At 42.9% G+C, this 7681-nt stretch carries 3 protein-coding genes; all 3 read right to left on the minus strand.

The window, feature by feature from the left end; genetic code table 11:
• Window positions 1-62: 62 nt before the first annotated feature.
• Window positions 63-3371: a di-heme oxidoredictase family protein gene (locus tag QQK02_RS02675; RefSeq protein WP_284206401.1), complete on the minus strand. Its 3309-nt coding sequence runs from the start codon at window positions 3369-3371 to the stop codon at window positions 63-65.
• A 104-nt stretch (window positions 3372-3475) separates the two neighbouring features.
• Complete coding sequence (locus tag QQK02_RS02680; RefSeq protein ID WP_407705000.1) at window positions 3476-6481, minus strand: TonB-dependent receptor; 3006 nt, start codon at window positions 6479-6481, stop codon at window positions 3476-3478.
• A 113-nt stretch (window positions 6482-6594) separates the two neighbouring features.
• Window positions 6595-7681: carbohydrate binding domain-containing protein (locus QQK02_RS02685; protein ID WP_284206402.1), on the minus strand; the 1087-nt coding region annotated here is incomplete at its 5' end.

Consider the following 7681-nt stretch of genomic DNA (forward strand, 5'->3'; position numbering starts at 1 on the left):
TTTATCGTATTTCATGCCAAACAAAATAACTGGCGATTGAGCTACATCAATCGCCATCATATTTACAGCGAATTTAAAAATGCCATTAACGCGCTCTTATCTGCAGCGCTTAGCTCTTCAAAGGCTAACTTAGCATTCTCACCTTCGCCACCATGCCAAAGAATAGCTTCTTCAATAGTACGTGCTCTGCCATCGTGTAAGAAGCCAACACGATTAATATCGCTAGCACTTTGTGACAACGACACTGAATCATTGGCTTTGTCATCCCTCACCATAACATCGACAGCGTGACCAAGGCCCCATAAAGGTGCTGTTCGCCATTCTGCGCCACTAGCACTACCTTCTGCGAGATTATCAGCTAAATCTTCTCCCATATCATGAAGCAACATATCAGTATATGGCGCTATTGATTGGTTGCGAAGTTCAGCCATAGGGTGAAAAACAGATGTCGTAAAACTTGGAGTATGACAAGAGGCACAACCAATATTAGTAAAGATGTTCTCACCAGTTACTTCATCGTAGTCACGACGCGCTGGCACGCCAAGCAAGGCAACATATTTAGCTAATTTATTTAAGTTCTCATCGCTGAGCTCCGCAATACTATCGCCACAATCTGTTTGTTCTGTGCCACAATCAGGTGTCGGTAATACTGAAGTAAGCACGCCAATATCGGTATTAAGCGCTGCTGCGATTTGATGAGTTAGGCTCGCTGTACTTGCTTTATAACCAAAACGACCAACACGTTTATCATTAGTCACTGGGTCAATCACCTCAGACACACGCCCTGAAATCCCATCACCGTCAGCATCATCGGGATCAGCCAATGCTATAATGTCTGCTTCATTTACCGCTTCAAGTAAACCAAGCCCAACAAGTTGTGGTGCTATACGTGCAGAGAACTTAGCAGGCCTGCCTTGGGTAAACGTATAGTTTGGCGAACGTAAACCGTTTTCAAGCTCGGTCCACGCGGCTAAAGATACACTGCCTTCAGAACTAGCACCGATGGCATGGTCAGCAACCTCAGGTTGCAAGACACTGCCTTTGTTCGGATCAGGCTCACCGTTTTCATCACCTATTTTAAAGACCCATTTATCAAGTGGTTCGCCAACATCTGAAACGAGTGCTCGGCCATTGCGAATATGGCAATTGGCACAAGATTGATTAATGTATCTAGGACCTGCTTTTCCAATTTGTTCGGTCCAAATAATATTATCGTGGCGCTCATCATGCTCACCCGTTTCAAAATTTGTATGATGCACTCGCCTTCCTTCAACCCAAGGTTGCGCATTACCCGGACTCATATTGGTCGCCATGCCCATAAAGCGACCAGCAGGCTCCTTACTATAGTTATAGCCAAGTGATGTATCGCCACCAATTAAACCTTTTTGAGGTATCGGGTAGCTATCATCATATTCATTTCTATCCCACTCAAATGGATGCACACCCGGCTGCCCAGTTAAATATAAAAATGTAGTTCCGTAATAATTTAATCTTGTGCCAGCAGGTGGTGAAAGTAAAAACTGACTCGCTTCAAATTCCATTCGACGACCGGTACTAAGTGGAATGATTGGTCCATTAGATTGCCACTCGTCTACAATATCTAACGTGTATTTAAATTGATGTCCTTCATCGCTAATCTTTTCAAAATTATCATCCCACGTACCTTGACCAACATATACCGTCCCCGTTTCTGTTGGGCTAACCTTTTCTTCTTCTTTCTGTGGGTTGAAATTGAACTGGCCGGTTGTTGTAATACCGTTATACCAAACCCGAAACTCTCGCGCTCCAAGCTCAGCTTCAGTGATCCACGTTACTTTAATTAAGCTTTGACCTAGCGGCGTATAATCTTCAAGTTGAATGCGAGCGGTACGATATTGCCAATAATGCGCGAGAAAGTGATCGTAATGATCTTGGAAAGTAATGTCTTTTGCATGGCGATCACGTCCGCGATCTGCAATACGAGTCACAGCAACACCGTCACTACGAACAAAAGATGCGATCGGAGCTAGCTCAGTAGCATTGTTAAATAATGAAACGAAATCACCAACAAGTCCTAATTCTATAGTGTGCCAAAGCTCACCATTACCAAGTGTTTGTCCAGGCGCTTCATCACCAACAAAAAAGTATAAAGGACGATTATCATAGGTGACTTGCTCACTACCATCGTCACGAATAATAGTCGATAAATTTGCAACACCTGAAGGTACGTCATCTGATAATAGCAGTGGTGGCCAATTTCCAGCACAACCATCATTACAACTACTTGAGCTTGTCCCTAAATCGTTGTCAAAAACATACAAACTAAAACCAGGCTTAATTGAATCTTTACCCCCGACGAGTATATTGTTTTCAGACGTTACTTCTTCTAGTGGTTCAACGACTGTGCAGCCATCAATATCTACTACATCACCTTCAAGTGTGCTCGGGCAGCTATCAGCGCTATCATCTACACCGTCGCCGTCACTATCAGGGCAACCTATATCGTTAACCGATAAACCAACGGCTGTGTCAGGGCAAACATCTATTGTGTCTCCTACACCGTCAAAATCCTGATCATCAATTTGTGCTAGCAATAACCAGTTAAGATTAAAATCACCAGTAATAATGGTTACTCTAAGCGTGTGCTCGCCGGCAGACAAAGCAATAGAACCAATACTTTCAGTGGAGTAGGTTTGCCAACCACCGGTGTTTGGCAACGAATCCGATTCAATTTGTTGGTCGCCAATATTAATACGAAACCTACCATTGCCAACTTCAGAGGCAACACGCGCATCAATTTGATATGTCGCTGCTGATGACTCAAAAGTGTACTCTAACCATTCGTCAGCTACCGTCCAGCCAACATTATATTCACCATTGGTATCTGTGGTTGCTTCAATGTCTACGTTGTCATTTCTATATTGGCCCCCCGTATTACCAACGTCTGAATCACTATAATTGCCATAATCTTGCGCCTGTATCGTGATACTTTCGATCACTGGAATTGGCGCTAAGACAATCACTAAACGAGTCACTTGCGCCTCGTTACCAGCATCATCTGTCGCAACATATGTGAGTTGATATTCGCCAGCCTGATTTGTATCAACACTACCCGTTACCTCAACATCAACATTCGTATCAACATTGTCAGTAGCTGAAACGCCTGGATCATCAAACGATGCCCCATGTTCTAGTTCTATTGTCGCTTCACCAATTAACGCAATAACTGGTGCTATTGTATCCGGGGTTACCGTTGGCGTTGATGGTTGAACAACAGTCGTTGTTTCTCCACCACCGCCGCCACAGGCACTAAGCGTAACCAATGCAAGCATCCATAGGCTCGCACGCACCCTTCCACCGACCCGCGTATGGGTCAAAGAAATGAATTTCATTCTAAACCTTTAAAAATTGTTGTTTTCTGGAAAATAAAACACACGTTTTATAAATAAACGCCATGAAGAAAAATGCCACTGCATTGCAGTGGCATTTTTAGGTGTTAAAACTTAATACGCCCGCCGAGCGCGTAACGGCTACCGTATTGACGAGCAAATAAGAATTGCTCCTCGTAACGACCGTACCCTTGCTCAGTTTCGTTATTAATATTTACACCTTCAAAGAAGATAGTAATGTTTTCAGTGATGTCGTAATTAACACTCACATCCCATTGACCATATTCTTTTGCGTATTGTGGTGGTGTATCTATAACCGTACCCTGCGCTTGGCCTAAACCAATCAGGTAAGAATCACGCCATGAGTACGTTGCTTTAACAGATAAGCCATCTAAGTCGTAGAACATTTGAAAGTTAGCTGAATCACTCAAACCTGGAAGAACAGGCTGTTCTGCGTAAATAGCAGGATCATACTCAACATCGCCGTCAACAAAGGTAGCGTTTAATGCGACACCAAAGCCAGACTCACCAAAAAGGTGTTGAACAGCAAACTCTGCACCTTGTACCGTGCGCTTATCAACGTTTTCAGGTGAATTAATACTCCAAATCAGTAATGGATCTGTTGCTGCATCAGCTTCTATAGCGCCATCGGCATTACCATGACCATTGACAAGCATTTGCTGGAATATCGCAGAATCAGTGGCAATTTCACCACGTTGTTCTATCTGGTTAACGGCTTGATTCCAACGTTCACCTTGGTAGATGTCGTGCACACCATCTAAGGTTTGATCAAAGGGTGAATTAGCAATCCAGTCATCCACATCTTTTTGGAATAAACCAAGAGACACGTAACTACCTTGCTCATAATAGTATTCAACAGATAAATCTAAGTTTGTTGACAGGAATGGTTTCAACGCAGTATTACCGCGAGCACCTGTTCTAGCACCAATTTTTGGACTACCTGTATAAGAAATACCTCCAAGTAAGTTGCCTAAACCTGCACGTGTCATTGACTTACCCCATGATAAACGAGCAACAACGTCATCCGTTAAATCAAATTTAAAATCAATCATTGGCAACCAAACATCATATGACGCAGAGTTTGAGGTTGCGACAGCATCGTCTTGGTAAAGTGTAATCCACTCACCAGCAGACACCCAGTTTACTTGCATCGGAATACTATCTTCTGAAGGGCTAACAACATCTGTGGTTTCATAACGCAAACCTGCATTAACAGAAACATAGATATCACCTAACTCAAATTCCCAATCCGTTTGCACGTAGAAGCTATCGGTATTTTCTTCAACTCGACTCATAGTGTCTTGTGCATAGTACGGGTCAGTGTAATAGGCATTGTCACCAAGAATTTCTTCAGTTAATACCGCTAACTGTCGCGATACCGCTTCATCATAGTCATAGGTGTAAAAATAGTTAGGCGACAAACCAGAGCCACCGCCAGAGAACTGGTCTAAGAAATCGCCAGTATCGTGAACGGTGAACATGTCATCAGGAAAGATAGCGGTAAAGCTTGGGTTAAAACCAGGGCCACCACGTAATCCACTCCAACCATTTCTGCCCGATAGTGATTGTTCAGTGCGTGCAGCACCAAATTTCACTTGTGTTAAATATTCGTAGTCTGTTGCCCACGCAAAGTGTAGTTGCAGCTGTTCAATTTCAGACTTACCAGGTGTATGAAGAAACTGACTAAAGTTAGAATCTATTTCACTTGCCATTAACTGGTTAGTGCCGTTATCCCAGTTGATAGTGTAATGAGGAATTTCACCACTGGTAAAATCATAAACTTTCGACACTAACTTATCAGAACCCAAGATCACTTGACCTTGGCTGCCACTACCTTTGTCGGCGCCATTGTCCACTTCACTGGTTGAGTCGTGATAATCGATTTCCATGTTAAAGCTATCAGTTATTTGCCAATTAACATTGAAACCTATCGATTTAGAGTCAACGTCAGTTGTCCCTTTACTTGAGGTAAATGAACCATCGTCACCGGCAATATCGGCGTAAATTGCCGTACCGTTTTGGTCTAGCTCATAACCAATAATATTTGAGCCAAAGTTATTCCAAATACCCCAACCAAAAGACTCGACAGCTGTCGTTGCCTGGCTAGCAGTATAGTCAGCAGTAAATGTTAAGTTTTCTGTCGGTGCGTATTGCAAAGTTAACTGGCCGTTATTACGTTCACGACGGATATCTTCATAACCGTAGTTCAAGTCTTTAGGAAAAAAGTGAGCGCCAATACGTTCGCCATTTTCATCAATCGCTCGAGGATCTATAGCACGCGTATCGTCTAATGTCGGTAATCGACCAATACCTTGCTCTTGTGCAACAATTTCACCTAAGTCGTTTGGACCATATAAAACTTCACCATATTGCCAACCTTGAATGTTAGCCTGTTGCTTTTGAAAGTCGCGACGTTGATGTGAAAAGCTCAATGACACACCAAAGGTATCATCTAACATAGTGCTACTCACAACACCGGCAATTTCAGGTGTTACGTCGTCATACTTGACGTTTGACTCATCATATATCCCTTTTGCCATAAATGACCCTTGTGTACCTGGGTTATTCAATGGTTTTGTTGAGACGATATTTACCGTAGCACCTAAGCCACCTGTAGGTGTTTCGGCACGCGCAGATTTTTGAATCTCTAGTGCACTTACACCTTCTGATGATAAGTTTTCAAACGCGAATGAGCGGGTAAAACCTGTACCAGGCATTTGGCGCCCATTTAACGTAACTAAGTTAAATTCAGGACCAAAGCCACGAACGGTAATTTCACTACCTTCACCATTTGAACGGCTTACCGAAACACCTGTAATACGGCCTAATGATTCAGCTAAGTTAGTGTCAGGGAATTTACCCATTTCTTCGGCTGAAATCGCGTCCATAATGCCATCGGCATCACGTTTTAGATCCATTGAGCGAATCATACTGCCACGAATACCGCGAACCTCAATCACTTCGACTTCAGGCTCAGCTGTTTCTTGCTCACTCTCCTGAGCAATTACATAGTTAGGCACTAGCATTGAAGAACCAAGTGCTAACAATACTGACAGAGATATTTTATTTCTTTTCAAGTTCATCTTATTCACAATGACCTTCTTATTTTTATCTGGCTCTTTGATGACCCAATTGAATCATCAAAGAGTATTTTTGATATCAACAAACAATGTTTAATTGTTGTTACGCGTCAAGTTTGCCACTTTTACTGAAAGCTAATGTTGTCAAAGTAAACGACATTATCTTGACCACGGCCTGCCAAATCGAAATCTGGGAAAATAATGATTTGGTCAATATCAATTGACTCTGTTAAACCAATATATCCAGAAAAATCAAAGGTTAACTCTTCCCATTGGTTGACAACCGTATTTGAAACCTTAATTTCAGGTTGCGCACCACCATTGGCAATCGCAAATTTGATTCCTACGTCACTAATCACAGACTTATAAACCATTATCTTCACTGTGCTGTTGTTAACATCAAGAGTTAATGGGCCAAAGTCACCGTGCGCTGATTCAACACCAACCCACGGCTGACCACCTGCTAAAGCGGTAATTTTCGCGACATTTGCTGAGTCATTAACGCTATCGACCGCAGGGTTAGCTGTAATTTCTAAGGCTGGGTTTGAGTCATTTTCGAACGTTGTCCAAGTAAAGCTGTTACCAACAGTTTCAAAATCAATCGTTGCTAAACCAGTTGGCTCAGATGAACCGCTGTCATCACTTGAGTCATCTGAATCAGCTGATGCTAGCACTAAACTCACATTATCAAGTTGTACTTGACCAGCTTCCGCCCCCATATCGAACAACACACGATTATTTTCGCCACCAAATCCTGTGGTCGTAAAGTTTATGCTGTAGTTGGTCCACTCAGTCGATAACATCACTGTTTCAGTTACGTTGGTCCAAGGATCTTGGTCTAAACCTAAACCAGCAACCACTGAGCGAGAATCGTCTGAACGCGCATCAAAGCTCAAGATGTAATCAGTATCGGCAATTAACGTTAGGTTTTGCTTCAAACTAACATCCCAAGGGTTGCCAGAAACAGCTACGTCAGCAGTGAATACACCATCAACGATGCTCTCAGCCATGCCGTCGGTACCACCCCAACCTTCTGAGCTATCAAAGCTAGAGTTTGTCAATAACTCGCTACCAGCATTATCACCACTATCACCTGAATCATCACCGCTATCGTCAGACGCTAACGTTAAGCTAATATTATCAAGTTGTACTTGGCCAGCTTCCGCACCCATGTCAAAGAAGACACGGTTATTTTCGCCGCCAAATCCTGTG

Origin of the sequence: Thalassotalea eurytherma, from assembly GCF_030161415.1 — a bacterium.
Taxonomy (GTDB): Bacteria; Pseudomonadota; Gammaproteobacteria; order Enterobacterales; family Alteromonadaceae; genus Thalassotalea_G; species Thalassotalea_G eurytherma.

Bases quoted from the DNA above. Each gene is read 5' to 3' on its own strand.
- QQK02_RS02675 (WP_284206401.1), bottom strand. From the start codon at position 3,371: ATGAAATTCATTTCTTTGACCCATACGCGGGTCGGTGGAAGGGTGCGT.